This window comes from Halopseudomonas pachastrellae, assembly GCF_900114765.1.
GTDB classification, from domain to species: Bacteria; Pseudomonadota; Gammaproteobacteria; order Pseudomonadales; family Pseudomonadaceae; genus Halopseudomonas; species Halopseudomonas pachastrellae.
This window is the reverse complement of sequence record NZ_FOUD01000001.1, coordinates 72,866-97,659: the sequence shown is the minus strand read 5'-3', so window position 1 is coordinate 97,659 and position 24,794 is coordinate 72,866. Positions and strand designations below refer to the sequence as shown.

45 protein-coding genes are annotated in these 24,794 nt (G+C 59.3%); 29 read left to right on the top strand and 16 right to left on the bottom strand.

Translation table 11 applies throughout. From position 1 onward, the window contains the following. Nucleotide 1 precedes the first annotated feature (1 nt). Nucleotides 2-1,543: a carbohydrate kinase family protein gene (locus BM116_RS00545; RefSeq protein ID WP_083728385.1), complete on the bottom strand. Its 1,542-nt coding sequence runs from the start codon at nucleotides 1,541-1,543 to the stop codon at nucleotides 2-4. Nucleotides 1,544-1,717: 174 nt separating this feature from the next. Here BM116_RS00545 and BM116_RS00540 point away from each other — a divergent pair, with 174 nt between their 5' ends. Beyond that, on the top strand, nucleotides 1,718-2,266 hold the full coding sequence (locus tag BM116_RS00540) for a hypothetical protein (protein WP_083728384.1): 549 nt from the start codon (nucleotides 1,718-1,720) through the stop codon (nucleotides 2,264-2,266). Between the two features lie 2 nt (nucleotides 2,267-2,268). On the opposite strand, the gene BM116_RS00535 is transcribed toward BM116_RS00540, so the two are convergent. The 6 genes from BM116_RS00535 to BM116_RS00510 are packed head-to-tail and all read right to left on the bottom strand — an operon-like array spanning nucleotide 2,269 to nucleotide 4,698. Then, complete coding sequence (locus BM116_RS00535) at nucleotides 2,269-2,844, bottom strand: hypothetical protein (protein WP_083728383.1); 576 nt, start codon at nucleotides 2,842-2,844, stop codon at nucleotides 2,269-2,271. 42 nt (nucleotides 2,845-2,886) lie between these two features. Beyond that, nucleotides 2,887-3,249, bottom strand: coding sequence for a hypothetical protein (locus BM116_RS00530; protein WP_083728382.1), 363 nt, complete (start codon nucleotides 3,247-3,249; stop codon nucleotides 2,887-2,889). Continuing rightward, the gene (locus BM116_RS00525; protein WP_083728381.1) at nucleotides 3,246-3,542 is read right to left on the bottom strand and encodes a hypothetical protein; all 297 of its coding nucleotides are present in this window, start codon (nucleotides 3,540-3,542) and stop codon (nucleotides 3,246-3,248) included. The genes BM116_RS00530 and BM116_RS00525 overlap by 4 nt, the downstream gene beginning before the upstream one ends. Before the next feature lie 18 nt (nucleotides 3,543-3,560). Beyond that, a complete protein-coding gene (locus BM116_RS00520; protein ID WP_169847301.1) occupies nucleotides 3,561-4,043 on the bottom strand; it encodes a lysis protein in 483 nt (160 codons plus the stop codon). Further along, nucleotides 4,040-4,501, bottom strand: coding sequence for a lysozyme (locus BM116_RS00515; RefSeq protein WP_083728379.1), 462 nt, complete (start codon nucleotides 4,499-4,501; stop codon nucleotides 4,040-4,042). The genes BM116_RS00520 and BM116_RS00515 overlap by 4 nt, the downstream gene beginning before the upstream one ends. After that, nucleotides 4,498-4,698 (bottom strand): hypothetical protein, encoded by a 201-nt coding sequence (locus BM116_RS00510; RefSeq protein ID WP_083728378.1) that lies wholly within the window; start codon nucleotides 4,696-4,698, stop codon nucleotides 4,498-4,500. Before BM116_RS00510 ends, BM116_RS00515 begins: the two co-directional genes overlap by 4 nt. A gap of 130 nt (nucleotides 4,699-4,828) precedes the next feature. Here BM116_RS00510 and BM116_RS00505 point away from each other — a divergent pair, with 130 nt between their 5' ends. After that, a complete protein-coding gene (locus BM116_RS00505; RefSeq protein WP_083728377.1) occupies nucleotides 4,829-5,086 on the top strand; it encodes a hypothetical protein in 258 nt (85 codons plus the stop codon). Here the strand turns inward: BM116_RS00505 and BM116_RS00500 are convergent. From BM116_RS00500 to BM116_RS00465, 8 genes are all read right to left on the bottom strand, one after another. Continuing rightward, on the bottom strand, nucleotides 5,083-5,406 hold the full coding sequence (locus tag BM116_RS00500; RefSeq protein WP_169847298.1) for a hypothetical protein: 324 nt from the start codon (nucleotides 5,404-5,406) through the stop codon (nucleotides 5,083-5,085). The two genes, BM116_RS00505 and BM116_RS00500, sit on opposite strands and share 4 nt — an antisense overlap. A 21-nt stretch (nucleotides 5,407-5,427) precedes the next feature. Further along, on the bottom strand, nucleotides 5,428-5,865 hold the full coding sequence (locus BM116_RS00495; RefSeq protein ID WP_083728376.1) for a RusA family crossover junction endodeoxyribonuclease: 438 nt from the start codon (nucleotides 5,863-5,865) through the stop codon (nucleotides 5,428-5,430). Next, complete coding sequence (locus tag BM116_RS00490; protein WP_083728375.1) at nucleotides 5,853-6,230, bottom strand: Ref family recombination enhancement nuclease; 378 nt, start codon at nucleotides 6,228-6,230, stop codon at nucleotides 5,853-5,855. Before BM116_RS00490 ends, BM116_RS00495 begins: the two co-directional genes overlap by 13 nt. Next, nucleotides 6,227-6,748 (bottom strand): hypothetical protein, encoded by a 522-nt coding sequence (locus tag BM116_RS00485; protein WP_139057004.1) that lies wholly within the window; start codon nucleotides 6,746-6,748, stop codon nucleotides 6,227-6,229. Before BM116_RS00485 ends, BM116_RS00490 begins: the two co-directional genes overlap by 4 nt. Continuing rightward, the gene (locus BM116_RS00480; RefSeq protein WP_139057003.1) at nucleotides 6,735-7,301 is read right to left on the bottom strand and encodes a hypothetical protein; all 567 of its coding nucleotides are present in this window, start codon (nucleotides 7,299-7,301) and stop codon (nucleotides 6,735-6,737) included. The genes BM116_RS00485 and BM116_RS00480 overlap by 14 nt, the downstream gene beginning before the upstream one ends. After that, nucleotides 7,258-8,085 carry a DnaT-like ssDNA-binding domain-containing protein gene (locus BM116_RS00475; protein WP_139057002.1) on the bottom strand — a complete coding sequence of 276 codons (828 nt, stop codon included), beginning with the start codon at nucleotides 8,083-8,085 and terminating at the stop codon, nucleotides 7,258-7,260. Before BM116_RS00475 ends, BM116_RS00480 begins: the two co-directional genes overlap by 44 nt. Nucleotides 8,086-8,179: 94 nt before the next feature. After that, nucleotides 8,180-8,644, bottom strand: a complete 465-nt coding sequence (locus BM116_RS00470) for a YmfL family putative regulatory protein (RefSeq protein ID WP_083728371.1) — start codon at nucleotides 8,642-8,644, stop codon at nucleotides 8,180-8,182. 46 nt (nucleotides 8,645-8,690) lie between these two features. Then, nucleotides 8,691-8,921 (bottom strand): transcriptional regulator, encoded by a 231-nt coding sequence (locus tag BM116_RS00465; protein WP_083728370.1) that lies wholly within the window; start codon nucleotides 8,919-8,921, stop codon nucleotides 8,691-8,693. On the opposite strand from BM116_RS00465, the gene BM116_RS00460 reads away from it, so the two are divergent. The 4 genes from BM116_RS00460 (at nucleotide 8,920) to BM116_RS00445 (ending at nucleotide 11,542) form a co-directional block, all read left to right on the top strand. Beyond that, nucleotides 8,920-9,774, top strand: coding sequence for a S24 family peptidase (locus BM116_RS00460; protein WP_083728369.1), 855 nt, complete (start codon nucleotides 8,920-8,922; stop codon nucleotides 9,772-9,774). The two genes, BM116_RS00465 and BM116_RS00460, sit on opposite strands and share 2 nt — an antisense overlap. 24 nt (nucleotides 9,775-9,798) lie before the next feature. After that, the gene (locus tag BM116_RS18750; protein ID WP_169847300.1) at nucleotides 9,799-9,972 is read left to right on the top strand and encodes a hypothetical protein; all 174 of its coding nucleotides are present in this window, start codon (nucleotides 9,799-9,801) and stop codon (nucleotides 9,970-9,972) included. Between the two features lie 206 nt (nucleotides 9,973-10,178). Then, a complete protein-coding gene (locus tag BM116_RS00450) occupies nucleotides 10,179-10,628 on the top strand; it encodes a DUF6932 family protein (protein WP_083728367.1) in 450 nt (149 codons plus the stop codon). After that, nucleotides 10,625-11,542: a hypothetical protein gene (locus BM116_RS00445; protein ID WP_083728366.1), complete on the top strand. Its 918-nt coding sequence runs from the start codon at nucleotides 10,625-10,627 to the stop codon at nucleotides 11,540-11,542. Before BM116_RS00450 ends, BM116_RS00445 begins: the two co-directional genes overlap by 4 nt. A gap of 56 nt (nucleotides 11,543-11,598) precedes the next feature. Here BM116_RS00445 and BM116_RS00440 read toward each other — a convergent pair whose 3' ends face one another. After that, on the bottom strand, nucleotides 11,599-11,928 hold the full coding sequence (locus BM116_RS00440) for a hypothetical protein (protein ID WP_083728365.1): 330 nt from the start codon (nucleotides 11,926-11,928) through the stop codon (nucleotides 11,599-11,601). A gap of 415 nt (nucleotides 11,929-12,343) precedes the next feature. Between BM116_RS00440 and BM116_RS00435 the strand changes: the two genes are divergently transcribed. From BM116_RS00435 to BM116_RS00330, 23 genes are all read left to right on the top strand, one after another. Further along, nucleotides 12,344-12,550: a hypothetical protein gene (locus BM116_RS00435; protein WP_083728364.1), complete on the top strand. Its 207-nt coding sequence runs from the start codon at nucleotides 12,344-12,346 to the stop codon at nucleotides 12,548-12,550. A gap of 11 nt (nucleotides 12,551-12,561) precedes the next feature. Continuing rightward, nucleotides 12,562-12,783 (top strand): hypothetical protein, encoded by a 222-nt coding sequence (locus BM116_RS18605; protein WP_139057001.1) that lies wholly within the window; start codon nucleotides 12,562-12,564, stop codon nucleotides 12,781-12,783. A 290-nt stretch (nucleotides 12,784-13,073) separates the two neighbouring features. Beyond that, a complete protein-coding gene (locus BM116_RS00430; protein WP_169847299.1) occupies nucleotides 13,074-13,445 on the top strand; it encodes a hypothetical protein in 372 nt (123 codons plus the stop codon). Further along, nucleotides 13,423-13,881 carry a hypothetical protein gene (locus BM116_RS00425; RefSeq protein ID WP_139056999.1) on the top strand — a complete coding sequence of 153 codons (459 nt, stop codon included), beginning with the start codon at nucleotides 13,423-13,425 and terminating at the stop codon, nucleotides 13,879-13,881. The genes BM116_RS00430 and BM116_RS00425 overlap by 23 nt, the downstream gene beginning before the upstream one ends. Nucleotides 13,882-13,907: 26 nt before the next feature. After that, on the top strand, nucleotides 13,908-14,096 hold the full coding sequence (locus BM116_RS00420) for a hypothetical protein (RefSeq protein ID WP_175494021.1): 189 nt from the start codon (nucleotides 13,908-13,910) through the stop codon (nucleotides 14,094-14,096). Continuing rightward, nucleotides 14,093-14,308, top strand: a complete 216-nt coding sequence (locus BM116_RS00415; protein ID WP_083728360.1) for a hypothetical protein — start codon at nucleotides 14,093-14,095, stop codon at nucleotides 14,306-14,308. Before BM116_RS00420 ends, BM116_RS00415 begins: the two co-directional genes overlap by 4 nt. Further along, nucleotides 14,305-14,577 (top strand): hypothetical protein, encoded by a 273-nt coding sequence (locus BM116_RS00410; RefSeq protein ID WP_083728359.1) that lies wholly within the window; start codon nucleotides 14,305-14,307, stop codon nucleotides 14,575-14,577. Before BM116_RS00415 ends, BM116_RS00410 begins: the two co-directional genes overlap by 4 nt. A gap of 111 nt (nucleotides 14,578-14,688) precedes the next feature. Further along, entirely contained in the window at nucleotides 14,689-15,741 is a 1,053-nt protein-coding gene (locus BM116_RS00405; protein WP_083728358.1) for a hypothetical protein, read from the top strand. Nucleotides 15,742-15,748: 7 nt separating this feature from the next. After that, the gene (locus BM116_RS00400) at nucleotides 15,749-16,609 is read left to right on the top strand and encodes a hypothetical protein (protein ID WP_083728357.1); all 861 of its coding nucleotides are present in this window, start codon (nucleotides 15,749-15,751) and stop codon (nucleotides 16,607-16,609) included. A gap of 8 nt (nucleotides 16,610-16,617) precedes the next feature. Next, nucleotides 16,618-17,262, top strand: coding sequence for a lambda exonuclease family protein (locus BM116_RS00395; protein WP_083728356.1), 645 nt, complete (start codon nucleotides 16,618-16,620; stop codon nucleotides 17,260-17,262). A 3-nt stretch (nucleotides 17,263-17,265) separates the two neighbouring features. After that, nucleotides 17,266-17,514 carry a hypothetical protein gene (locus tag BM116_RS00390; protein ID WP_083728355.1) on the top strand — a complete coding sequence of 83 codons (249 nt, stop codon included), beginning with the start codon at nucleotides 17,266-17,268 and terminating at the stop codon, nucleotides 17,512-17,514. A 29-nt stretch (nucleotides 17,515-17,543) separates the two neighbouring features. Further along, a complete protein-coding gene (locus tag BM116_RS00385; protein WP_235846659.1) occupies nucleotides 17,544-17,822 on the top strand; it encodes a helix-turn-helix transcriptional regulator in 279 nt (92 codons plus the stop codon). Between the two features lie 8 nt (nucleotides 17,823-17,830). Continuing rightward, nucleotides 17,831-18,328 (top strand): hypothetical protein, encoded by a 498-nt coding sequence (locus BM116_RS00380; RefSeq protein WP_083728354.1) that lies wholly within the window; start codon nucleotides 17,831-17,833, stop codon nucleotides 18,326-18,328. Between the two features lie 279 nt (nucleotides 18,329-18,607). Then, on the top strand, nucleotides 18,608-20,191 hold the full coding sequence (locus tag BM116_RS00375) for a class I SAM-dependent methyltransferase (RefSeq protein WP_235846658.1): 1,584 nt from the start codon (nucleotides 18,608-18,610) through the stop codon (nucleotides 20,189-20,191). Nucleotides 20,192-20,215: 24 nt separating this feature from the next. Beyond that, the gene (locus BM116_RS18600) at nucleotides 20,216-20,428 is read left to right on the top strand and encodes a hypothetical protein (RefSeq protein WP_139056998.1); all 213 of its coding nucleotides are present in this window, start codon (nucleotides 20,216-20,218) and stop codon (nucleotides 20,426-20,428) included. Beyond that, a complete protein-coding gene (locus BM116_RS00370) occupies nucleotides 20,418-20,672 on the top strand; it encodes a hypothetical protein (RefSeq protein ID WP_083728352.1) in 255 nt (84 codons plus the stop codon). Before BM116_RS18600 ends, BM116_RS00370 begins: the two co-directional genes overlap by 11 nt. Continuing rightward, entirely contained in the window at nucleotides 20,669-21,436 is a 768-nt protein-coding gene (locus BM116_RS00365) for a hypothetical protein (RefSeq protein WP_083728351.1), read from the top strand. Before BM116_RS00370 ends, BM116_RS00365 begins: the two co-directional genes overlap by 4 nt. Nucleotides 21,437-21,646: 210 nt before the next feature. Continuing rightward, a complete protein-coding gene (locus tag BM116_RS00355; RefSeq protein WP_083728349.1) occupies nucleotides 21,647-22,183 on the top strand; it encodes a Lar family restriction alleviation protein in 537 nt (178 codons plus the stop codon). 183 nt (nucleotides 22,184-22,366) lie between these two features. Then, entirely contained in the window at nucleotides 22,367-22,753 is a 387-nt protein-coding gene (locus BM116_RS18925; protein WP_211276302.1) for a hypothetical protein, read from the top strand. A 27-nt stretch (nucleotides 22,754-22,780) separates the two neighbouring features. Further along, nucleotides 22,781-23,029, top strand: coding sequence for a hypothetical protein (locus BM116_RS00345; protein ID WP_083728348.1), 249 nt, complete (start codon nucleotides 22,781-22,783; stop codon nucleotides 23,027-23,029). 17 nt (nucleotides 23,030-23,046) lie between these two features. Continuing rightward, nucleotides 23,047-23,310 (top strand): excisionase, encoded by a 264-nt coding sequence (locus BM116_RS00340; protein WP_083728347.1) that lies wholly within the window; start codon nucleotides 23,047-23,049, stop codon nucleotides 23,308-23,310. After that, nucleotides 23,264-24,346 (top strand): phage integrase Arm DNA-binding domain-containing protein, encoded by a 1,083-nt coding sequence (locus BM116_RS00335; protein WP_083728346.1) that lies wholly within the window; start codon nucleotides 23,264-23,266, stop codon nucleotides 24,344-24,346. The genes BM116_RS00340 and BM116_RS00335 overlap by 47 nt, the downstream gene beginning before the upstream one ends. Nucleotides 24,347-24,413: 67 nt before the next feature. Continuing rightward, the gene (locus BM116_RS00330) at nucleotides 24,414-24,770 is read left to right on the top strand and encodes an ArsC family reductase (protein ID WP_083728345.1); all 357 of its coding nucleotides are present in this window, start codon (nucleotides 24,414-24,416) and stop codon (nucleotides 24,768-24,770) included. The last annotated feature ends 24 nt before the right edge of the window (nucleotides 24,771-24,794 follow it).

Here is a 24,794-nt window from a genome sequence, read left to right as displayed (position 1 = left end):
GTCAGGCACTCATGGCTGATTTGCGGCGCCGGCTGCGCAGCAGCTTCTCGCGCCAGCTCTCGGTGTGTACGTCGTCTGCGGCCACAGGCTCGGCAAAGGTCAGGGCCAAGGCGTCGCCGTCGTCTGGTGAGCGCCCAAGCTCTTTCTTGATCTTTTCCTTCTCGATCAGCTTCAACTGGCCGTTGGAGCTGTACTTGTCACGGCTGGCGGACGTGAGGTCGCCGTGCAGCTGGTCGTCATCTGGAATGCTCGGAGTGATGTCATCCTCGACCCACTCGGCCATCTCGCCCCACATCTCCGCGCGCTTGTTGAAATACTTGCGGTCGTCGTTGGCTCTTGCGCCAAAGTTCACCGCGGTCACCCGCTCGCCATAGCCCAACTCGACAAGGCGGTCGTAGATGCCGGCACCGATGCCACCGATGTCGATGAACATCATGCGAATGGTCTGGTCGTCCTCCAGCATCCGAGCAGCGTGGCCAGCGACCGCCATGGTGTCGCGGATGTCGATGCGCTCGATTCCCCATGCAACACGGCCCTGGCGGTGAATGAACGTCGAGGTGTCGCCGCCGCGCGCAGGGTCGAGCCCGACAACGTGCGCGCCGATGCGGCGCATGTGCGCTTGGTTCTTCTTGCGGGCTTTCTGGACCTTGAGGGTGTTGATCAGCGCCTTGTGGCCGACCTTGAGGAACGCCATATCGGGCGTGGCTGGGTACTCTTGGTTGAACCAGTCCACGTCGCCGGTAAAGTCGGTGTCGATCTTCGCCTGCCGCCAGGCCATCTGTTCCATGTCGAGGTCAAAGGCCTCCATGTACTCGATGTCCTCGTCACTCAGCTCGAAGTCGGCAGGAACCTCGCGGCGATAGCCTTTCTCGATGAACCACGGGATGAACACCGACATGTAGTCGGACTTGCCGGCCACCGCCATCACCCACATCGAATGGAACTTGTTGCCGAGCCCGTTGGCGGTCGTCTCCATGATCGCCTCGGTACCCAGCTCCAGCGGTAGCGTCTGCCCAAGGCCGGCCATGATCTTCTCAGCGTTCGGCCAGAATGCGACCTCTGACCCATGGAACAGCTGAACGGTGTCGGACCGGCCGGCGTTCTTCGACCCTGCGGTGGCCACCCGGTAGTCGCTGCGAAGGCCGCCGAACGCGAGACTGGTGGCGCTGTCGTTCTTAGACTTGGGCTTGAGCGTCGCGTCCCCCAGCTCGTGGTACGTCTTCACCATGCCAAACAGGTTCTGCGTGGCCGCGTCCATGTGCGTGATGATCTGGCAACGTATGCCGAAGCTGGTGGTCACTCGTTTGTAGAAGCGCGCCGCAACGTAGGTAGAACACCCCTGCTGTCGGCCTTTCAGTACCAGGGCGCGCACCCACCCCTTCTCGGCCTTCTGCCGCTCCAGAGCTGTGTGCAGGATGCGCTGCGTGTCGTTCCACTCGAAGGCGACGATAGCGCCCGACTTCGTGCGGATCTTGAGGTTAATGCGGCAGTAAAGCTCGTCGTCGCTCAGCACCTGCGCCAGCATCTGATCAGCTGTGCTCATGCTGTCACCCGCGCACGCCAAAGCACCGGGCTGGCCGGTGGCTGGTCATCGATAAGGTGAAAGTGCGTCATGGCGGCCCATCGCTGAATTGATGGGCATGACGCTATGTGACTGAATTAGGGGTGCAAGGCTGAGCTGTGCTATAAACCTGAGCAGACATGGGAGGCGCACGTAATGGAATTCGAAACCAAGCACGAGCTACTTCAATGGCTCAGCGAGTTAGGTAAGTGCACAATTTTGGCGTTCAGCTTAATGAGTTCCGGCGCAAACCTTCATTCAAATATGCCCATGACACCAGAGCAAATGGGTTACACCCTAAATAGACAGGAGCTAGACGTAGGCGAAGGTCCGTATAGAGTGCGGGTTTCGACCCAAGCGAACGATGACCAGCTCAACATACAGCTTTCATTGCAAAATAAGATGGTGCTGTTTTGGGGCGACATGAGATACGCATCCTCTGGCGAGCCAATGGGAGGCTACCCGGAATTACTGGAAGAGCTCTCAGGCTTTGATTATGTATCACGAGAGACTCGAAAAGGCCGTGTCAGTACCGGCTGCTTTATCGTCCCGATACCCAGCGACCCCGTGCTGCTCAGTATTCTGCAGCGGGTTGCTGCCACTCATGCAATCACATGGATTGTCGAAGACGGCTCTGGCTACATTCACCCAGGCAACACATTCTTTGGCAATGGCAGTCAGCCAAGCTCTTGGCGCAAGGCGTAGTTTTATTCTTTGGACATCAGCCGCTTCAACCGCTCCTCATAAGTCTCTTCGGCGTTCGTCTCGTCCAGGTTGTAGGCCTGCCGCTCCAGCGGTATCAGGTTCTTCATGGCTGCGGACAAGTCTCTAACTACACCGGCATGAGTAGGCAGGCTCACGGCCTTCAGCATACTCGTGCGCCGGCGAGTAGATTCGTCGTCCTTGGTCTCTTCGTGAATTGCCTCTTCGAGCTCTTCACGCCTGGATGCAGCGTCAAGCAACTGCGCCATAAGCATTTCAGCCATGCGGGATGCCGCTCGTATGTCAGCTCGGTGAGCTCGCACTACAGAAACACCGGTTGCGGCAACGCTATCAACGACTTCGTCGTCATTCGCGTTGGGGTCTCGCACCTCGTCTCGCACCAGCTTTTCTCGTACCCGCTTCCGAACATCCGAGGCCAGGTCTTTTTGCCACCCCTCCTTCTTGGCGCGCTTCCGGATTGCAGACTCAGATACGCCGAACTTCTTGCCAAGCATCACATTCGATAGCTGTCCGGCACGGTACTCCTTCTTGATCTGCTCCCAGTCAGGTTCAGTCGCCACTGCCGCGCCCCCTTTCCATCAGGGCTTTCCAGATGTTCTGAGTCATGGCACCACCTTCATCGAAGCCTTACGGGCCTTGATCATCATGCCCCGCTGCTCGTTGATGATCAGGGCCATGATGTTCAGGCTCTCGGCCACAATCTCGTGCATCACGTTCCATGGCGCATTGGCCTTCCCGGTGTTCACCACCTCGTCCGTACCATCAGGCCGGGTGACCAGAATGCTGACCGGCCAGCGCGGGAGCCGGCCACCAACGCCCTTCTCGGGCTTGGACATGACCAAGCGGAACGTACCCAACACGTCCGCATCCTCTTCGTGGATGGTCAGCTGCTTTGCCGTGAAGACTTCCGGCACGCTGGCGTCCCGGTACTTCTCGGCGATCTGTTCGATTTGCTCGGGAGTCATTGGGCACCCCGCTTCATCCGCGCCAGCTCGATACCTAGGCGGCGATCGGCTTCAGCCTGGGCCGCTCGCCGTGTTCGCCACAGGTCGGTCTGGCTTACTGCATACACGGCAATCAGCGGGTGCATGCGATACGGATGCGCGGTACCCGGTTCCGGCTGGGGTTCGCGCTTGCTGGCCACCAGGTACTCGGCAACCCCGTAATGGTTCACCATCTGTCCCGGTACCCGGGTGACGATGAACAGTGTGGTGCCGGCGCGGATTTCCTCTGGCCGGTAGGTCTTGCGCTTCGACATGGTCTGCCCCCTTGTCGGTTATTGGTCACCCGGCATGGCCAGGCATACTGTCCTCACGTAATCCTGCAGCCCGGCCAATGCCAGCTCGGTGTCTGTCAGTTGGCGTCTGAGGGCGTGATAAGTTGATCGAGCAGCGGGATCGAGCTCGGCTGCGCTTTCATCAGTGCTGCGGGCGGTGCTGGCGGTAGTGGGCACTCCTGCTGGACATACCGCACTGACTCGCAACCGCTTAGCGCCAGCATCAACGTCAACGCGAAGACTCTCGTTCTGTTCTTGAGCATCAGCTTGTCCCTCGGTATGGTTCTGATCTATCCGGCCAACCTCGGAATACAGCTGTCGTTGGAGGCGCAGGGTGTTACGCAGGCTTTCAACGCGCGCTTGGCTTTGTTCGAGCCCCTTTGTGAGCTCACCGAGCTTCTCGGTGTTTTGGGAGTACTGCCACCAAAGCAAGCCAGTAGCGATAGCCAGGCCGGCGACGAGCGATAGCAACAGCCGATTCACTGCTCCAGCCCCTGCAGGCACAACTCCCGCTCAGCGGCTCGCCGACGCACCAATCCGGTCAGTTGCCTACCACCCGCATATACCCAGCGAGGTAACTCGTTGCAGGCGCCAACCAGATCCCCTGCCTTGGCTTTTCTCAGCAGGGTCGAACTGTTGAAGTTGCCGGCACCTGCGTTAAACACGAACGAGCCCAAAGCGGCCCGCGTCAGCGGAGGTAGGTTTGGTAGCTGGCTGTCTACTGCTGCAAGCGCCTCCCCCAGGTCCTGCGCCAGCAGTTGCTCGCACTCTTCCGCTGTGCGCTGCTGCCCAATTTCGGCAGTTGCGGTGTGTCCGTAGCAGACGGTTGGAATGCCAACCGGGTCGGCATACCCGATCAGCTCCCGGCCCTCGAAATAACCAACCAGAGCAACGGCAGCAGAAACCGATGCTGCCGCGACCGACTTCTGGACGATGTTCACGACTTCCGCCACTCCTTGAACATGGCCCGGTACTTCGGGACCAGCAACAGGATCTGCAGCACCATGTAGGCAGCCGTAAGCATGTAGGCGACATCAGACCAGTTGATCACCCCCGTAGCCCCGGTTGCGGCGACCCCAATGGCCGGAGCGGCCTTAACTGCGGCAACGGCCACATCATTCGCTACCTGCTGACTCATATTTTTCTCCACAGCCGTGCCCTCAAGTGATGGAGAAAACGCTATGTGACTGAATCACCCTTGCAAGCCAGAACCAGTCACATCCACTGAAAAGCCTCTGCCTAAACCAACCGACCAAGGGGCAATCCACATGGCAAACATCGACACAATCAGCGACGAGACATTCATGCAGGTCACCGAGGCCATGGGCCTTGCTGGCGAAGTGATGGAGCAGCACCAGACCGAAACCCTGCTGGTCGTCACCCTCTGCGAAGAAGGCAATAACGCCATCCTGGGCGGCGACACCTCTCCGGAAGCACTCGAAAAGCTGCAAAACATGCTGGATGAGCTGCTGGAGCGCGCGGGTACCGACGATGACGGCGAAGTCCTGCACATCCGCGGCAGCTAACCCATACTCCAACGCTGCATGTAGGTGTTGTGCTTCATCCCCGGCTGCAGGGCGTCGCGCCAGTTATCGCCCCGCAGCCGGCGCATCTTCACCGTCTGCCATTTCAGGCCGCGCTCAGTTGCCCACACAAGCGCCGGCTTTGTTACTCCATCCAGCGTTACTTCCGTAGCGCCCGCGCAGGTAGTCGATCGCCGCGGCGGTCGTGGAATGTGGTCGAAATACAACTCGATCTGCATACCCTTGCGCTCCTCTGGGGCCGACTCGTTCGGCCGTTTCCGTTTCAGCGGTACAAAGTGCAGGTCAAAGCCAAGCTGCTGCATGGATTTACCTGTCGTCCCTGGTCAGCTCGTGCCAGACCCACTCAGCGGCACGACACGAACGCGGACGCCAGGCGTCTCGCCGTAACGCTTACGCTGGTGACCATCGACGGCCTGAACGTCGTCCTTCCAAACGATCCCGTTGATACCGTCGTAAATGGCCTTGATGACGTTGTCTTTGTCCGGCTTGGTGGTCGGGAATATCTCGCCGGCCAGCGCCAGGGATTTCCGCTTTTTCGACCACGATTGAGGTATCTGGACGGTTATATCCATCTCGACCATTACCGGGCCGGTGATCAGCGCTCTGCCCTGCATCGCCTGCTGCGCGGCCATGGCCACCAGTCCTTCGTAGTTCACCGTCTTCTCTGGCGTGAACAAACGGGCATGCGCGCCGATCTTGCCAACGCGTGGCCTTCCCTTTCCGACCGGTTGCCCCGGCACAACAAACGTCACAGCTCGCATCTGGTTACTCCTCTGGTATCGGGAAGCGAAGCAAGAATGCCCGGCACTGGATCTGGCAAAACAAACCCCTTGGCGGCCAGAATCTCAGCGCACTGGCGCAGCAGCTCCAGCTGGGCCCCATAGCGCTGTTCGAATCGGAACTTGTTGATGTGCACGGCAATGACGTTACCGCCGGTGCCCTGGTGATGCGGCGCACAGAGCGGAAGCACCAGCCAATGGGCGTCCGGCTTGGTGCGGCCTTCGATGTGGTGGACCGAGCACCAGTTGTTCAGCCGGTCGTCTGCGCGGCATGCGATGCAGCCAACGTGATCACACAGCAGCGACCAATAGGCCTGTTGAGCCTTGGTGACAGGGGCGCCCTTCACACGGCCTCCGGCATGAACTTGGCCATCTCGGCAATCTGGTCCTGATTCATGGTCGGCCAGTACCGGTCGCTGATGTGCTGGCAGATACCTTTCCAGAGCGCCTGAAACTCGCCCTCGTCCATCTCGTCATAGGCGATGGTCTTTGCGACGTTGACCTGGATGGTGCCGATGCCAGGCAATACTATGTCCTGCACCTCACAGCACACGCCCGACTCACGCTGCAGACGCTTGATGACCTCGTGGCAGTCCACGCCGGTGAACTCCTCGATGTGATCCGCAGCCAGCGCGCCCAAGGAATGCACCATGCGGTGAAACCCTGAATTACGCGGCTTCTTCAGGTCCGCCCGCAGCTCATTGCCGACGCAGTAACCACGCTCTCGCATGATCCGCTGGTCAATCCGGTGTCTTGGCACCAGCGCGCCGACCTCCTCGCCAGTCGCGGGATCAACCAGCCGCCGGACCTGGAAATACACGGGCCGGCTTGGCTTCTTCGCGCGCTTCGGCTTAGTGGCTTGCATGGCTATCACGCTTGATACCAAGGGCCGCTAGCATCGCGGCGCGTGCTGCAGCAGGGTCGGACGGCACGCCTTGTTGCTCAATGCGCTGGCGAAGCAGCTGCTCGTGGTACTCGTTCGACAGCTCTGCCGGTGACTTCTGGCTGTCGTGACCAATCCCGGCCAGTACCTCGCCGGCCAATGGCTCGCCTTTGCGCAGACGCTGGCAGACAATCGAGAAGTTGCGATCAAACTGCTGCTGCAGATGGCGATCGCACAACCGAGCCTTGCGCAGCTCGAACGTGCCGGTCAGCTCTGCGGCCACCTTGACCGTTTCGTGTGTGTAGTTCCCGCTCAAGGCCTGAGCCCACGCCTCAACGGCAGACGGCAGCCCGGGAATGTGCAGGCACATGCGGCGGAACTCCGGCGCTGATGGCGGCCACTCCAGTCCACGCTCAACCAACACGTTCAGCCCGTTGGCAATCTCCCGGCCGTTCAGGCCGCCCAACACAGTCGACCACGCATGATCCTGGTCAGGGCAATCGCCGACACTCGCCGTCCAGCGTGTTCCATACATCTCCGTCATCTTCAGCCAGAGCTTGTCCAGCAGAGTCTGCGCCAGCTTCTGCTGCTTGTCGGTTGGCGATGTTCCGTTTGACGCGGTCGACGGCTGAGCTAGCGCCTTTTTTGCCAGTGCGCTGCCCTGCTGCGGGCTTGGAGGTTTGAGATTGGCCATTGCGATAGTTCTCCTTCAGGCGTTGAGCCAGTGCGTGCTCCCACTTCGCCTGCGTGCGGTGCTCGTCAGGTGACGCGGTCCAGAAGGACCGGAACTCAAGCAGAACATCTGCATCGAGCGTCACGTTGGTCAGGCCGTTCATGTGCAAAACGGCCTTGAACGTTTTGGGATCCGGCTGCCACTCCGGGTGCATGGCAAATCGCTTCGGCGCGCGCCCTGATGGTGGTGGTGTAGTTCCGGTATCCGGAGGTAGGTTGCTGATCGGGAAGTCGGCTGATTCTGATCCGGTTGCTGATCGGTCGTCCGAATGGCTGAAACCCGCGCCATTGCTGGTGTCGTCTTGGTTGGTGATCGGTTGCTGATCTGGTTGCTGATCTGGTTGCTCATTGGTTGCTGATGGTTTGGACGCACGGTCCCTACTGGCGAGCGGCAGCTCGTAAACCATTGGCCCAACAGGCACCATGATTCCCTTGGCGATCAGCCTGGAAAGCAACGAACGCACGTGCTGGCGGGTGGGTGAGCCTGATTTGTGTCGCCCTCTCAACGGCTCTATGTACAGCGTCTCAGAAAGCATCTGCTCGCTGATTCGCCGCTCAAGGCCTGACACGCCCGTTCGGTAGTTCATGTACCGACGTATGGCGCAGTAGACGCGGAATAGGTCTGAGCTCTCCCCATAGAAAGCCCCCCACTCTTCGTCGTTGATCTGGAATGACGGCATCTCAAGCCTGCCGCTGATGGGCCACGATCACGGCGTCGACTTCTGCGTGCCGAGCCGCCAGGTGCTTTGCATGAACCGCTCGAATCTCCGCCGCCTCGACCTCGTCAATCTCGCCGTCAGCCAGAGCCTTACGAATCAACAGATCCACGGTGCCGCGCGCCGTGCTCGTAGCAAACGAAAGGTCGTACAGATCGGCGTGCGTTACTTCAGCATCCGGCAACGGCACGAAGACGCCGCCGTACAGCGCGCAGATATAGTCCGGCAGGTGGGTTGTTCCCTCCTCCCGCTCCAGCACGCTGATTTCAGTGTCATCCAACGGCTTGACGCCGGCAGTTCCATAAATCTGGTTTTCCAACCGTTTGAGTGGTATTCCCAGCCGAGCTGCAGCGCACTCCCGTCCACCCTGATAACCGTTGGCGACCGCAATCATCACCGCACGACGGCTATCTAGAATCGGTGTTTTCATCGTCTAGTTTTCCCCTGGTGCCGTACCCGGCACCATGTAATCGTGGTCAGGCGGCTACCAGTTCGGGCCAGATAACAGCCCAGTCATCAGGACGAAGTTGTTTGCGGGTGACTTGACCGCCGGTGACGCTCTCAAGACGTGATGCAAGCTCAGCCGATGCTGTCTTGTTGCCGTAGGCGACCTGAAGCAAATAGCCGCGAGTGGTTTTGGTTCTGTCGATCTGCTCTTGGGTGGCCGTTTTGACCCACTTCAGCAGCGATTCTTGTCTGGTGCTCATGGGGTTCCTCCGTCATGCACCCTTTGATTATTACCGCACGGTAATCGAGTTGCAATACCGAATGGTCATTTACCAATCAGTAATGGAGGGCGAATATTGCGACATGGAAATTCGCGACATTCGCAGAGCCAACCTAAAAGCACTGATGGATCATTACTTCGAGCCTGGAAGTCGTGGTCAGCAATCGCGTTTCGGTGAACTGCTCGGCAAGCCACAGAACCTGATTTCTCGCCTGTTGATGGATCCTGAAAAGAAAGGCTCCAAAACCGTTGGCGAGGATTTGGCTCGAGACATCGAAACGTCTCTAGGGCTTGACCGCTATGCGATCGACGACCCGGAACTACCTAGGAGGTTGGCTGGACTTGTAACCAAGGAAAAGGAGAGCAACGTGATCGCTGCTGATTTCTCCAGCAAGAAGACAGGGATGGTCGACATTCCACGACTCAACGTGGCCGGCTCAATGGGTAGTGGTTTGACCCGGCCAGAAGACTATGAAGATGTAATAGATCGGATGCGCGTCAGCACTGGCTGGCTGCGGCGCAACGTCAACGCCACCGCCCCTTCCAACCTGGCCGTCATTACCGGTTATGGCGACTCAATGGAAGGCACCTTCAGCGACGGCGACCTACTGCTGGTTGACCGCGGCGTCACTGAAATCAAGATTGATGCCGTCTACGTTCTGTCCCTCAAAGGTGAGCTGTATATCAAGCGCCTTCAGCGCCGGCCGGATGGCGTTCTGCTCATGCTGTCCGACAACGAGAAGTACAAGCCCTACGAAATCAAGAATGGTGAGCTGGAGCAGTTCGAGGTGCTCGGCCGCGTGCTGCTGGCCTGGAACGCTAAGCGACTTTGAGATAACAGGCCAAAGGAGATGGCTGTGCAAACGAAAACCCAGCTACGCCTTATCGGCGGCGTGATTCTGCTGTTCAACTTCTGGCTGATCGGCACCTACGACCTACAGGGCATTCCTGTACTGCTGCTGACGTTTGGCTTTGCGGCGTGTTACGAGTACTTGGTTGTGCGACAGCTCACCGGAGCAGGTAAAACCTGATGTTCGGCCCTAACTTCCGGCGGGCATTGCTTGAGGGGAAGCGCAGGGCCAAGCGACAGTAGGCAGAGGCTCTGGTTACTTTGTTCGCCGCGTTGCTGTTCGGGTGGTTGGTGAGGACCTATACGTGACCCGCTACGCAGGCTGCGCGGCGGGTTTAGGCGTTCAGAACAAGATTATGGCGACGGATTCGCCACATAAGGCTTATCATGGTTAAACCTGACTTCCCGATGCTTCTTCAGCCCGGGGTCCAAAAACTATCAATGGCAGACTTGCATGCATTGGCTGTAGCGCCGTTTACGAGCCAAAGGCGTCAAGACCTTTTCCAGCTGTTTACCAATTGGCAAAACGCAATTCGCCAAGCTGGCGTTTCTGGCGCTCTCTGGGTGGACGGGTCCTACCTGACAGAAAAGCCTGACCCCGGTGACATTGACTGCGTTCTTTGGCAGCCTCAATGGACGAGGAATACGCCTATGACTCCAGCGGACCAACAGCAAATCGCGAGTCTAATGGATCATAACGGCGTGAAAGCTGTCTACCATCTAGATTTATATGTGGAACGTGTGGTTGATTTTCATAGGCAAGCCTATTGGAGCGGTGTGCTTGGCTTTAGTCATGATCGCACCACAGCAAAGGGCTTTGCGGAGATCACATTATGAGCATTGAGTTTCTGAGATCGCATGCTAAAAGGCTATCTGAGTTTGCCAAAGAGACTGAGCTCAAAGCCAAAGCAAACCCCGATGATTTTTTCTTGCAGATAGCCGCAAAAAATCAACGAGACGCTGCTGCCAGTGTCCGAAGTGAGTGCGCGCTATCAACCGCCGAGCGCAATGGTGCCCTGGTTGACCTACGCCTTATAGGGCCCAGGGCAGACGGGAGCGTGTCTCTTGAGACTTTTGTTAAGGCCATGCATCCGTTCGTAAACGCTTGCAAACTGGCTGCCTACAAAATCAGGAACGGTCAAGAGGCCGCAAGCAGGGTTTCCCGCGAAATATCGAGCACCCTCAATATAAAACTGGCGGGGCTCGCTCCTGGATCTACACATATCCTAATGACCGGAAATGCTTCGCCAGACCTTACTGGTGAGTCGCTTTTCAATGAAACGATCAAGCAGCTTTTCGAGTTATTAAACTCAGACAACGCTAGCTTTTATGACTCCATTGACACTGTTGGGGGCAAGGCCGCCCACCACATTAGCGAGCTGATGAAGTCTCTTGATTCAGCAGGTTTGGCTGCCGAGCTTTCGTGGAACGGACCTGGTGGAAGGAGAGTTTGGGCGGGAAGACCAGATGAGATCGTAAGGGTGAGAGCGCTTATCGAAGCAGTGCAAGAGCCCACTACCTTTGATGAGAAAATTGAGGGCACGGTCGCGGGTATTAGAGACACCGGGCGACTCCATGTGCGCACCGATGACGGGATGATATCGATTCGCTATCCTCTGAAGCTCACAAAAGAGGTGCAACTGTTGCGCATATCCAGTCCTGCAGTGCTTAACGTTAAGACTACTCGATACTGGGACGCAGCTAGCAAACAGCACGTTTCAAAACGAAGGCTGATTTCTGTTGTTCCATAGCCATTAGTACCCTCCCCCCAAGCCCGCCCCGCGCGGGCTTTTTTGTGCCCTGCGTTTTACCCTTCCCTTTTCGCACCGCACATCCTACAACGACGGTAGGGTCCGTATTTCCCGTCGAGTTTACTTTCGGCACCGCCACAGTTGGGGCAAGTGCCGACAATCGAGCCACGCTCCCAGCGGTCCATTTGAAACAGCGCCCAGATCATCCAGAAGACCCCGAACACAGCAGCACCCAGCCCACCGAAAGCCAGGTAAGGCGCCACACTCGCCAAGAGCAAAGCATCCTTCGCCTTCACTCCAACCGCGACCGATATGCCCCCAACCACCATTAAAAAAACCGGCAGCGCCAACACGCCAACGTACCGTTCAATCTTTGTGATGTTCATTCAGATCCATCCTTTGACCATTAGCAAGTAACCCGACCAATCGTAGCAACTGGCCATGCAGATGTCTTGGCTCCCCCCCCTGCCCGCTTCGGCGGGTTTCTTTTGCCTGCGCGAAATTATTACCATTTGGTATTGACTTTAATTATTACCGAGCGGTAATGTTTGTAGCAAGCCAGCACCAACGGCCTGGGCAGCGAGCCGGAGCCCGAATTCGGTACAGGGGATGCCTCACCCCGCCAGTGCAGCGTCGATCTGGAAAATTGAGTGTCGGCAGGAAGACGTGGCCGACTGTCGGGACCACAGGTCCCCCGAAAGCCGAAAGGCAGGCCAGCCCACCGTGCCGAACAACGGAGGCAACAGATTTCCTCATGCCGGTTCATTGAGCCGGCATCGGGAAGCGCAACAGGAGCAGCACATGAGAAAGCTATTCAAACCGATGCGCGGCTGCCGAATCTTCGCCAGCCAAAAGCACATGACAGAAAAGCCGGGCACCTTGCTCGGCTGGTGCGAAAAGGTCGACGGCAACATCTGCATCTACAAGATGCCAGCATCTGAAGAGACTGACCGCTTTATTTGGCGGACCAGCAACGGACTGAACGACTGGTATGAATATGCAGCTTGATAGGAGGCTTCATGAACACTGACATTGATTGGGACTTCTTCCCAGAAATCCCGCCCGGCCCCGCCCTGATTCACGGCGCAGCGCACTTTACCCAGCTGGAATGGGTTGAAGAGGTTTACACGGTATGCCGAGGCGGTCGCCCTCTTCCGGCGATCACCCATCGCTACCGGGTAACAGGTCACGGCGTCCGGTGCGGGTGCGATGCCAAGCATCACGTCTGCACCAAGCATTGAGCACGACTACCCCAGCCGGCGGAGGGGCATATATCACCGGCAGTCAGGGCGCGGTTTCATCGTCAATCACCTGCCGCGTGACCTGATACCGGCCCCAGCAGCTGTATATCTGCTGGGCATCGATTAGCACCTTGGGCAGGGCCTGGAGTTCCGGGCCGCAACGCCACCCGGGCAGGGTGCTATTCGATGCTACTCGCATCATGGCGTTCCTACACGGCTATTAACCCCGCTCCGGCGGGGTTCTTTTTCCCCTTCCCTACCCAGCGCCCAGAGGCATGCACGCTATGCCTGTGGGCGTTCATCTGGAGGTCAACATGATCAATGGACAGATTTACCGCGACCAAACGGCGTATGAGCTGGCGTTGCCGGCAGACGAGCCGGAACCACCAAACATGAGCAGCGAAATCGGCGACCTGATGGCAGGCGTTGATACCGAGCTGGTCAGCTACGAAGCGTTCAAGCGATGCGCTGATGAAGAGCTGTACGACCTGGTGCCGGACGGCTTTTGTGTCGACCTGATCCTGGCCGCCAGCCGGTCAAGCGATCCAGCCATGAAGCTGATGGCGAAGGCGGCCCGCAAGGCCTTGGAAAATCACGCCGGCACCATGTTGGATGCCGCATGGGAGAAGGAGCAAGGACGTGACCGCAGCAACAACTTCTAACCCTGATTTTTGGCGCCCCGTAAAGCTCAACCGCGAGCAGGCCATGAGCATCATCGAGTTGCGCCGGGCGCTGCTCAAGTCATCCAAGAAGGCGCAGCTTAACGGCTACATCGTCGCGGGCCGCGAAGAGCTGCGCCAGATGGTCGACTGCGGCGCCATCAGCCAACGCGAGCATGACGATCTTGAGATGGAGTACAGCCGGCTGTTCTCGGCTCGCCTGCTGGATTTTGTGCCGCTTTGCACGCCTACCCCGGTGACGCCGGCGGCCAATGAGCCAGTACCAGCAGAGCCCACACCGCGCCGCCGCATCACATGGCGCACAGCTGCTCTTGTCGCTGGCTCCCTGTCCCTTGGGCTGGTGGCCGGTATCTACATCGAAGAATGGCTGGGCATGCTGCTGACTGCGGCGTGCCTGGTGTTGGGAGGTGATCAGTGAGCGAAGTCGCAGAAATGTATGCGGGCATGAAGAGATTTAACCAGAAGCTGCGCGCCAAATACGGCATGCCCTGCCCTGAATGTCAGCGCCTGCTGCCGAAGGCGCACCCGAAAATCCTGCTGCCTGGGCATCGCTGCAAGATGCATCGCTACACCGACCCGCGCCCTGAGCTGACGCAGGCCGACTACGACGCGGTTTCAGGAGGTGATCAGTGAGCATTGACGACTTCAAACGATCAATGGCGATCGAGAAGATCCATAGCGCCCTTCGGTTGACGCGTAAAAACGACGGATTTTCATTCCTGTCGTATTCGCATGGCCTGATCGACGGTCTGCGCGTGTCCGGCATGCTCGACGCGCTGGAGGCTGACCGGCTCAGCGATCTGGCTTTAAACGCCCACCAGTACGCACGGAGGGACTCGCAATGACCATCCAAAGCACCACCGATGACTTGATTGCGGAGATTGAACTGGACTTCCAAAGCGCTCGCAAGCTGGGGCGTGAAGCCTATATCGACATGCAGGACGGCGAGGCGCTGATCGCCCGCATCCGAGAGCTTGAGGACGTTCTTCGCATGTACTCGCTCCCGATTGGCGGCGACCTGAATCAGGACTGTGCAGAGTTCGGTGGCGATGCCGTGCATAGAGAGATCATGCGGCGAACGGTGCTGGGCTTGCCCAAGGTAACGCCGCCATGATCCGCCGCATCTGCCGCAAGACGGCAGCCAATCTCACACTCTGGGGCGTCCTGTTTTTCGCATGGGCGCTGGTGGACGCAATCGAAACCGCATTCAAGTAGGTAATCAATCATGACAGCACAACAGCAACTGGTGTCGGTCGACGACATCAGCGAGGACAACGCGCCTCTGATTTATGTCTCTGGCGGCCTGAAGCCGTTTATTGATCGCGTTCGTGAAGAGGTGTCTGGCGAGGTGCCGGACCTGTCAACCAAGAAAGGTCGAGACCGCGTGGCCAGCCTGGCGGCCAAGGTGAGCAAGTCCAAGGTCGCCGTCGAGAAGCCTGGTCGCGAGTATCTGAAGCGCCTCAAGGAAATGCCGAAGGTGGTAGAGGCCGAGCTGCGCGAGTTCGTCACCAGCATGGATGACCTTCGCGACGCAGTGCGCAAGCCTTTGACCGACTGGGAGGCGGCCGAGGCGGCGCGTGTTGCGGAGCACAAGGCCAGCCTTGAAAGCCTGCGCAATACGGACACCACCGACGCCAGTGCGGCAATGATCAAGTCGCTGATCGCCGACATGGAGGCGGAAGAGATCGGCCCGGACTGGGAAGAGTTCGAGGCCGAGGCCCACCGGGTGAAGGCCGCCAGCCTAGCCACCCTGCGCGAAGCCCTGAGCAAGCGCGAGCAGCACGAAGCCGAACAGGCAGAGCTTGAACGACTGCGCGCAGAGCGGGAGGCCCAGGCACAACGTGAGCGCGAGGCCCAGCTGGTGCGTGAAGCTGAAGAGCGAGCCCGTCGCGAGGCTGAGCAGGCCGCCCAAGCAGAGCGCGAAGCTGTCATCCGCCGCGAAGCTGAAGCCAAGGCGCGCGAACTGTACCTGAAGCAGCAGGCAGAGGCAGCAGAGCGCGAGAAAGCGGTAGCCGAGCAGCGGGCCATGCAGGCGGAAATTGACGCCAAGGCCAAAGCTGAGCAGGCGGCCGCCGCTGAGCGCCAGCGCTATCTCGACGAGCAGCGCGAAGCCGCTAAGGCTGCAGCTCTGCGCGAAGCTGACCAGGCGAACCGGGCGGCCGTGAACCGCGCTGCGCTGGATGCCTTTATCGCTGGTGGATTGCCGGAAGAATGCGCAAAGCAGGCGGTCATCCTGATCGCCAAGAAACAGATCCCCAACATCACCATTTCATACTGAGGTTCCCATGGGACAAGAAATTGCAGTGGTCGCGCAGCGTGAGACTGCCGGCCTTGTTGCCAGCGAAGCGCACCGCTTCTCTGTCGTTGAGATTCGCCAGCGCGTGAACCTGGTGCAGGAAGTCATGCAGAACATCATGAAGCGTGACACCCACTACGGGACGATCCCCGGCACCCCGAAGCCCACGCTGTACAAGCCCGGCGCCGAGGTGCTGTGCGTGACGTTTCGCATTGCCCAGGAATACCGCATCGAGGATTTGTCGAGCGACGGCAACGCCCGCTACCGCGTGACCTGTATCGGCCGCCACCAGACTACTGGCATCACTCTTGGCGAAGGCGTTGGCGAGTGTTCGTCCGGCGAAGAGAAATACAAGTGGCGCAGCGCTGCCTGCAAGGCTGAGCTGGACTACACGCCCGAGAACATGCGACGCAAAAAGTTCTACAAGAACGGCAACAGCGTTGATCAGATCCGCACCGAGCCTGCCGACCTTGCAAACACCATCCTGAAGATGGCCTGCAAGCGCGCCATGATCGCCATGACACTCAACGTCACCGCCGCTTCGGACATCTTCACCCAGGACATCGAGGATATCCCCGAGGAACTGCGCACCGAAGAAGCCAGCCAGCCGGCAACCAATCCGGAGCTGACGGCCAAGTGGGTAACCATGGCGAACGGGGCGACCAACCCGGAGGCGCTTACCGAGATCTGGCAGGCGGGTGTCAAAGAGCTGCAGGACGCCAAGGATATGACCGCCTATAACGCCTTCAAGGCTGCGGTCGCCGCGCGCGGCGAAGCGCTCAAGAAAGAGCAGCAGCCAGCCCCTGAACAGCAACCAGCGTTCGACGATGACGACGTTCCTTTCGAGTGAGGTGACCCATGCTTGCTATCCAATGCCCGCAGGGCTCTGATCAATGGCACAAGGAGCGCGCAGGCTGTATCACGGCCAGCATGTTCGCCGACGCGCGCGCCACCCTCAAATCAGGCCCGAACAAAGGTCAGCCAACTGCCAAGGCGCTCGATTATGCATTCCGCCTGGCCGTCGAGCGCATCGGCGGCGAACCGCTGGACGGAGGCTTCGAGACTTGGCAGATGCGCCGGGGCCATGAGCTGGAGCCTGACGCCCGTATGGCGCATGAAATCAGAACCGGCCTGATCGTCCAGCAGGTCGGCATCGTCAAAACCGATGACGGCGTGTTTGGGGCCAGCGCTGACGGCTTCATCGGTGACGACGGGGTGAGTGAGTACAAGTGCTTCCTTGCCCCCGAAAAGCTGCGCGCCTTCCACATCGACCGCGACGCCGACAGCATCAAAGACCAGGTGCAGGGCGTTCTGTGGATCACCGGCCGCAAGTGGGCTCACATCGGCATGTACTGCCCTGCCCTCAAGTCTGTTGGCCGAGAGCTCTGGCTTGGCGAGTACGACCGCGATGAAGAGTACATCGAGGAGCTGGAAGCCGATCTGTGGAAGTTCAAGCTGCTGGTCGATGAGTACGAAGCCCGGCTGCGCGATAAAGCCGCTTAACCCATGGCCAAGTCAGCCAAAGAGCGTAAGCGGGAGCAGCGGGCGCGGGAAAAGCTCAAGGCAGAAGAGCGCCGCGCCCGCCTGCTGGCCTACAGCCTCAAGGTCGACGTGTACCAGGGCACCGCCGACAACATCGAGCGCATCAAGCAGGTGACCGGCATCGACGAGGTGCAGGACCTGCTGACCCGCGCAATCCACAACATCAGCCGCCTTGATGACGACGCGCTGCGGGCCTTTCTCGCTGAGCCGTAGTGTCACGGCGGCATGTCACGGAGATAGATATGGGACTACAGCAAACACGCCGCGACAGCAAGATTCGCGCGCAACAAATGATAGATGAGGCAAAGAATATGACGAAGCAAAGCAAAGAGTCTCAGCGCCGCATCATGCGCTTCCCTGCCGTCAAGGCTGCTACCGGCCTGCCCCGCTCCACCCTCTACGACATGATGAAGGACGGGCGTTTCCCGAAAGGACGCCGGATCGCCGGCAGCAATATCACCGGCTGGGATAGCCTGGAGGTCGAAGCCTGGATCGCCAAGCAACTTGACTGCGAAGAATGAGGTCGGCCATGTCCAGACCAGCAATCAACAACGAAAAGTCAGACGACCTTGCCGCCCAAGTAGCGGCCTTTACCGCCGCTGGTGGAAAAATCACCCAGGGGCCAGAGCTCAAGCAGGTGCCACGGCGGCAGCGATCAGAGCCAAAGGCCGCCGAGCGCCCCAGGCCGCCATCCACGCCAAAGCAAGACGAAAGCAAAGCCAAGAAGCGCCAGCGCCAGCACGCCGAAATCATGCGCAGCTATGAAGGGCGCCTGAGTGCGGAAGAACTGGCCGCCATCCTCTGCGTATCAACCAGTCAAGTGCGCAAGCTGGCAGAGACCTACGGGGTCGAGATCTTGAAGAAAGGCAGCAGGGCGGGGCCTTCCGCTGAGCAACTGGCGGAAATGCGGCGCCTGTCTGCCGAGAACTCCACCCTGCGGGACGCTGCCAAGTGGATTGGCGTGCGACCACACACCCTGCGGCGCTGGGGCGATGATCGCGGCATTACGTTTGGTCGCAAGCCATGAGCTGCACCGTAACCTGCATCAGCGTCGACGGCGTAACGCGGCGAGACAGTGCACACCCTTATACCCATCGTTGGCGCCCTTATCGACAGCCTGATAGCTGACTGCGGCAACGTGGTCACCAGCGCAGGCTGGAGCGCCAGCACGCATTAACGGCCGTCCGGCCAGAGGTAGATCATGAATGCAGTCACCCATGTCGGCGAACTGGTCGACGACGTGGCGCAATTCTTTGCGCCTGTTTCATCCGATCTGGTGGATAGCCTGGTTGGTGAGTATCGCGGCATGCGTGAGCGTATCGAGGCGTTGGCCGCAGCAGTTGAGAAGGAAGAGCACGCCGGTGCGCTGACGCACTTCATCAACGGCAATTTGCGCGATGACCGCAACGTCATTCCGCATCACATCGGCAACCTCTTCGATCTGGCCGGCGCTATCGGTCACCTGAACGGCATGTACTGGAACAAGGCGCTGCACATGACTGACGTGCTGGACTACATGCCACAGGCGCGGCGCAGAGAGTGGGACGAGCAGATCCGCAACCCGCTGGGCATCAAAGCCAACTCCCGCACTGGCGAAAAAGAGCAGCCGCCACTGCCTGAGTTCGAGGAAGAAACGGTCCGATCCACGCTTTCACACTTGCTGCACAGCCGGTCGCAATTCTTTGCTGAGCGTATCGACGGCATCTTTCGGTCATTGAGCAAGACACACGTCACCAACTGCCCGGAAGGGTTCAGCAAGCGAATGATTCTGAACCGGGCAATCACCCATTACGACACGGTAGACCATGATACTGCGGGGGTTATCAACGACCTCCGCTGTGTGATCGCCAAGTTCATGGGGCGAGAAGAGCCTAAATACTATGTCACGGGTGATACCGTCAGCCGCTGCCGATACCCGAACGGCCAGTGGCACACCATCGACGGCGGGGCGCTGCGCATGCGCATATACAACGGCGTGGGCACCGCCCACCTTGAGGTTCACCCCGATATAGCTTGGCGGCTGAATGGGGTACTGGCGAGCATCTATCCAGCAGCCATTCCCGAGAAGAACCGGACCCGGCCAAAGCGTCAGCGCAAGATCAAAGATTTTGAGTTGATGGAGCGGCCTTTGCCCTTCTCGGTCATCGGCCTGCTGTCCGGAATGAAGCCAGCCGTTCGCCCGCGCGAAAACCCCGGCTTCCAACAGTCTCGGTTTGCCGATATACCGCATACGCTTCGATTCGCGCACGGAGACCACGATAAACACGCTCTGGCTGAAGCCGAGAAGGTGCTGGAAGCCATCGGCGGCGTGCCAGACAAGGAAGATAATTTTTCGTTTTGGCGATTCGATTACGAGCCGAGGCAGGTTATCAGCGAGATTATTGTCAGCGGCTGCATTCCTGACCACAAAAGCCACCAGTTTTACCCGACTCCGACGGCGCTGGCAGAGCGCGCAGTTGATCTGGCAGGCATAGGCCCGGAGGACGACTGTCTGGAGCCATCGGCAGGCACAGGCAACCTGGCCGAGCTGATTCACGGGGCGCACTCGCTTTGCTGTGTTGAGGTCAGCCCGCTGCACTGCAAGATTCTGGAAGCCAAAGGCTTTAAGCCGCTGACCACCGACTTTCTCAAGTGGCATGCACCCATCGGCTTCGATCGAATCGTAATGAACCCGCCATTCGATCAAGGGCGCTGGCAGGCCCACCTGGAGCACGCTGCATCTATGCTGCGGCGCGGAGGCAGGCTGGTTGCAATCTTGCCCTCTGGCGCCAAGAACAAAGACCCGCTGCCAGCCCTCCAGTGCCAATGGTACGGGCCTTACGACAATCAATTTGCCGGGGCTTCCGTGTCTGTTGTGATTCTCGTCGCCGACCGCAGCTACACCGCTTAACCGCCCTTCCCCGAGGTAACCCCCATGACCACCCAACTCACAGCCCGGCACATAGCCGGGCGCAACGGGCAGCCCTTGGCCGTAGTAAACGGCCTGCCGGGGCTTGATGCCCGGATGACGCCAACTCAGCTGCGCCAACTGGCGCGGCAGGCAAATCAGATCGCTATCGACAGCGAGTCAGGCGTTCGCGGCATGCGGCGCTATCCAGAAACTGAGGAGCAGAGCAATGAAAACTGAGCAGCAACATGAGGTCGTCCCGCAAACTGAGCAGCAGCGCATTGAATGCGCGATTGATACCGCGCTGCTGAATGCCGATCTGCTGCGGGAGCAGGTAGCAGAGCTGGAAGCGGCACTTTTGGCAGAGACTCAGGCCAAGCATGAGGCGGTGGAGTGTCTGCGCCGGGTGCTGGATGGCGAGCGCTCCGAGGCACTGGAACGCCTGATCGCGGGCATTGTTGGTAAGCACCCGGAGGCGGCATGACTGGAAAAGAAGAACTGACCCGAGGCGATGCGCTGGCACGGGTGGCTGTGCTGGAGGCTGAGAACGCAGCCCTTCGCAAGCGGGTTTGTGTGCCTGACGCGACCGCCGCACTTGAAGAGCTCGTAACTGCATGCTGGGATTTTTCAAGCGAATCAGTTGAGTGTAAATACGACGGATTTCATTCAGAGGTTGTTGCTTCTCGCGAATGGGACAAGTTTCGCGCTGCGGTTGAGGCGGCTGACGGCGTGCTCGCCGCCGCCCCTGCGCCTGTTGAGCGCTGCGATACCTGCCACGGGTATGGTGAAGTGCCAGCAGGTGAGACGCAGCGCTTCGGTGACTTGCAGCCGCCTGAGCCGATTATGATGGCGTGCCCGGAGTGCGACGGGCAGGCGCCTGTTGAGCGGGTGGAGCAGGAGACCCGGAGCGCCGGGAACCTCCCATGCCCTTTTTGCGGCTGCGATGTAGACCCGAAAGGGTGGTTGCGAGGCGACGGCGTGCGAGGCCCGGAGTGCGATAATTGCGGGGCAACTGCGGCCAGCTTGGAAGCGTGGAATAAACGCACCACCCCACAACCCGCACCCACTGCCGCGCAGGATGTGGCGGGGCTGGTTGAGGCGCTGCAATCTATTTACGACGAGGACTATCAGGTGGGTCACGACGCCACAGATTCAGAGGTATCAATCGCCCGCAAGCAATGTATTTATCGCATCCGACGTAAAGTGAAAGACGCCCTCGCCGCCCACCAGAGCGGAGGTGCTAAGTGATGGAAGGATTTATTGTTGCGTGCATGGCAACAGCCGCCGCCGCCATATTTGCTCACACGGTAACGACGCGGACCATTGAGCCGGAGGACTGGGCGGAGGCGGAAGAGCTGTGCGCTCAGAACGATGGCGTCAGAAATATTCGTCTCGGTAACGGGCCGCCTGAGATCAGGTGCACCAACGGAGCGCAATTCGTGATTAAGGAGCAGCCCCATGAGTAAGCCGGAGGTGTTGCCATGCCCGTTTTGCGGAGCGGAGCCGTTGATGCGCGAAATCGAGCCGCATACCCATAGCGGCCCACTTAAAGCACTGGGCATTCCTGATCACCCTGGCTCGCACGTCATCGAGTGTGGCTGCGGCGCAGGCATGATTGCCGAAGCGAAACAGGCCGTCAGGGATATGTGGAATCGTCGGAAAATGTACAGCTACGTCCAGCCACGCGCGGGCGTGCCTGATGTAGCCGGGTACGACGTGTTTGAAAGCGAAAGCTGTTCGCATGTTTTGTTGCTACCGGAAGAAATTGCCAAGGTTCGGTTGCGACTTTCAGCGTCAGCAACTGCGCTTATCCGCCTGACTGACCACGAGACCGCCCGCGCAGCAGACAAGGCGCGGATAGCGGAGCTGGAGGCGGCTCTGAAGGCCGTCAAGAGCTACATCCAGTATGGCCCGCACGGGGCGCATCCGGCGCTGGAGGCAATCGCTGCCATCGACGCAGCCCTATCCCAGCAGGGCAAGGAGGGTGAGACGTGAGCACACTGGTTTTCTTTGCGTACGTCTACGTGATCTGGCCGCTGCCTTTCCCTCGATACTGCGCCGCGTTGCTCATGCCATTCTTGATTGGCGCGCTCGCTACCGGGCAGCAATAACCCACCCCGCTATACCCGCCCTATCCCCTATTCCAACGTATCCGGCAGCGCCGGAGGGAGAAGTATTGTGTCTGACATTGAAAAGAAGGTTCTGCACTGGATTGCCACCGGCAGAGTTGGGTCCAGCTCGAAGGCAATGGCGCTCGCTGCGTGCGAAGTGCAGAGCGCCAAGTCGTACCCACTGGACCCCGGCGACCTGAATCGCTGCCTGCTGATGCTCCAGCAGGTGCCTGAGGTGCGCCATCATTTCGACAAGATTGCCGCGCTGAGCGAGGTATGGGGGCGGCTGATTGATCGCTGGGGCGAGATTGAGGCGACGTTCCTTGAAGAGGCCGGGCTCGACTGGTCGAAGCAGCGGCGCGCACCAGATACCTACCGGCTGATGAAGGAGGTGATCGGCAACGACCCCAATGTGATCCAGCTTGGCCCGGGCGCCCAGATCCGATTCCAGTAACCACCCTACACGCCGGGAGGCATAGCAATGCGTACAAGCAAGTCATTCAGAGCCAGGAAGCGCGAACACCTGACTCCCCTGCTCTACCTCCCGACCTGGGAGACGATGGCAGCGATAGACGAAATGAAACCGAGAAAGCTGCGGGCATTGTTGAGAGTTATGGCCGAGCTGAACCAGTTCAATTGCTGGTGGGCTGAGTATCAATTCGCCGAGATATTCCGTTGCCGTGTCATTGCGCAACTGGGTATGGCGACAGAAAAACGCAGAACGAACTGAGCCGGGAGGCATGACCGATGAAACTCATCACGCTTGAGGCGTGGGCCGAACGGCTCGACCCGCCGCCCACCATCAATACGCTGCGGGCATGGGCTCGTAGCGGCAAGTTCGACCCCCCGGCCCAGAAGATGGGCCGCACCTACTACGTTGACGAGAATGCCGAGTATTGCGACTCTGACCCGCTACCCGATATTCCTGACGCCCCATTGATCAACCGAATCGAGCGCGCACGCCATGGCACCCAGACCCCGCACGGCAGGCTCCAAGGATCTGCCGCCTAACCTGTACCGCAAGACCGACAAGCGCAACGGCGTGACGTACTACACCTACCGCGACCCGATGACAGGGCGGTCGTTCGGGTTGGGGGCGGACAAGGCCTCCGCCATCCGTGAGGCTCATGCGGCGAACGCGCATTTCAGCCCGGCCAGTCTGGCCCAGCGCATGCAGGTCGGGCAGCCGTTCCGGGCATGGTGCGACGAATACCGTCGCATCATTGATGAGCGAGATATTGCCGTTTCGACCCGTCGCAACCTGGGCATGCGAATCAACCGGCTGACAGAGCTGTTCGGGGATCGGGATATTCGGGATATCAGCACGCGGGAGGTGGCCGACTATCTGGGCGGGCTGGCGAAGGAAGGCAAGGCGCAGATGAGCCGGGCCATGCGTTCGCTGCTGAGCGATATGTTTGCCGAGGCGATAGCGGCAGGCTGGACCGATGCCAACCCTGTGCAGGTTACCAAGGCCGCCCGGGTGAAGGTTCAGCGCTCGCGCCTTTCGCTTGAGCTGTGGAAGGCCATCTACGACCGGGCGAAGCAGCCGTGGCTGCAACGCGCCATGGAGATCGCCCTGCTGACAGGGCAGCGCCGCGACGACATTGCAGGAATGCTGTTCAAGGACGTTGTTGATGACCACCTGCAGGTCATCCAGTCGAAGACCGGTCAACGCCTGCGCATCAGCACTGCCGTGCGGCTGGACTGCATTGGGCTTGATCTCGGCACGGTGATCCAGCGGTGCCGCGACAACGTGCTCAGCAAGCACCTAGTCCACCACGCCCGCCGGGTTAGCCGGGCAATGCCTGGGCAGCCGATCATGCTGGATACGCTGAGCAAGGCGTTTGCCGATGCGCGTGACGCCGCCATGGCTGACCTTGGGCTGTCGTATCCCATGCCGCCGAGCTTCCATGAAATGCGCTCTCTGGCCGCCCGCCTGCACTCTGCCGAGGGGCGGGACGCACAGGCCCTGCTGGGCCACAAGTCCAGCAAGATGACCGACCTCTATCGTGACTCCCGTGGTACAGAGTGGATCGAGGTGGCATAATTCCGCATCGAGTTTTGACGGTATTTTGGGGAGAATTGGGGAGGCTGTTTCACCCCTTTATAAATCAATGACTTGCACTCTCTACGGCATCAAGGCCTGTGACACCATGAAAAAGGCCCGAACCTGGCTGGACGACCACGGCGTCAACTACCAGTTTCACGACTACAAGACCCAAGGCATCGACGCCGAACGGCTGCATGCCTGGTGCGCCGAGCACGGTTGGGAAGTGATCCTCAACCGCAAGGGCACCACCTTCCGCAAGCTGGATGATGCGGACAAGGAAAACATCGATACAGACAAGGCGGTTGCGCTCATGCAAGCCAACCCCTCGATGATAAAAAGACCGGTACTGGATATCGGCTCGCAGCGCCTGGTCGGCTTCAAGCCGGAGTGGTATGCCAGCGCGTTTGAATCCAATGCATAGACAGCACTAGCATCAAAGGAACCG